This window comes from Mesorhizobium robiniae (assembly GCF_040545535.1).
In the GTDB taxonomy this organism is placed as follows: Bacteria; Pseudomonadota; Alphaproteobacteria; order Rhizobiales; family Rhizobiaceae; genus Mesorhizobium; species Mesorhizobium robiniae.
On record NZ_JBEPMC010000041.1, the window covers coordinates 1 to 1339 of the forward strand.

Below are 1339 nucleotides of genomic sequence, written 5' to 3' on the forward strand. Positions count from 1 at the left end.
CTGTCGGTAGCTAATCAAGTTGTCCGGTTTTGGTAGCACATCACTTGTCCGCTTCAGTTTGCGTCGAAGCGGTTCACGCGGCTTGCCTGATGGGGCAAGTGTCTTGGATTGCGGCGCCATTGGGCATGTATCGTGCAATGCGGCGCGGCCCGTGGAAGACTGCGAGCGTGCCATCCGGGTACTGCCTGATCTTGACCGTGGCTTTGACAAAGTGATGCCGGATCGGGCTCTGCGGCAGCTGCAATCGCAGGCGCGCGAAGGCGATCGTGTTGTCGCGGGCAACGACGCGCTCCTCTTCGATGCACAGGATCTGGGCCAGTTGTTGCGGGTCGGCGGCGACAAAGGCGCTGTCCTGGACCGCGGGCGGCCTGGCGAAGCGGGCATTGTGAGCCGGCAGGTAGGTCTGTGCGATGAAGCGATTGGCGGTCTCGATATCGGCAATTCCAGTCAGCGCCAGCTCTCTGGGCAGCCGATCCTGCAAGGTGGAGAACATTCGCTCCGAGCGGCCTCGCGCTTCAGGCGAATAGGCTGGAATATGTTCGATACCCAGCCGATCGAGCGCCCGGCCGACCTGGGTCAGGCGGATCTTGTCGACAGTGCCGCCGGCCTTGAGCGTCACGAAATAGTGGCTGCCGCGATCGCTGTAGAGGCTCGACGGCAATCCCTTGGCGACGAACGTCTCCAGAAGCCCCCGAAAGCTTGACGCCGTGCCTTCCTCCTCGATCAGGAAAGCCGAATAGATCGTGCTCGTCGCATCGTCCATCGTCACGATCAGATCCAGCATCGGCTCACCCGCCAGCCATCGATGACGGCTGCCGTCCTGGTGTAGCATCATCCCCTCGCACGGCTTCCTCTCCCGCTTGCGCCGGTGAGCACCGCGCCGCTTGGCCCGTTCCACCAGACCCGCCGCGTGAAGCTGCGTCTTGATGAAGGTGTAGCCCCAGCTGAAGTGGTGATCACGCAGCAGGTGCTCGTGGAAATGCGTCACGTTCCAGCCAAGGTAGCGATGACGATAAAGCTCCAGCATCTCCTCGATCGCTTCCGCAGGCACCCGACGCGTCGAAAGCTTGCCCAAACGCCGGTCGAGCAACCCAGCCTCCCCGGCCTCTTCGTAACGGTCGCGGTAGCGCCGGAATTGCCGCTCCGACATGCCAAGCAACTCGCCTGCCTCCATCATCGATAGATCGCCGCCATTCCAGCGGCTCAATACGTCGCGAAACTTCTGCATTCTCCGGTCCTGTAGCCACGCTGCCCGCTTCATCCCCAGCCTCCATTCGCTGGCGATAAAACCGGACAACTCACGTGCTACCTAATCCGGACAACTCATGTGCTTACGACA

At 61.7% G+C, this 1339-nt stretch carries 1 protein-coding gene; it reads right to left on the minus strand.

What is annotated here, in order from left to right:
* Positions 1–73: 73 nt before the first annotated feature.
* Entirely contained in the window at positions 74–1228 is a 1155-nt protein-coding gene (locus ABID19_RS34250) for an ISNCY family transposase (protein WP_354494857.1), read from the minus strand.
* Positions 1229–1339 lie beyond the last annotated feature (111 nt).

Bases quoted from the DNA above. Each gene is read 5' to 3' on its own strand.
- ABID19_RS34250 (WP_354494857.1), bottom strand. From the start codon at position 1,228: ATGCAGAAGTTTCGCGACGTATTGAGCCGCTGGAATGGCGGCGATCTA.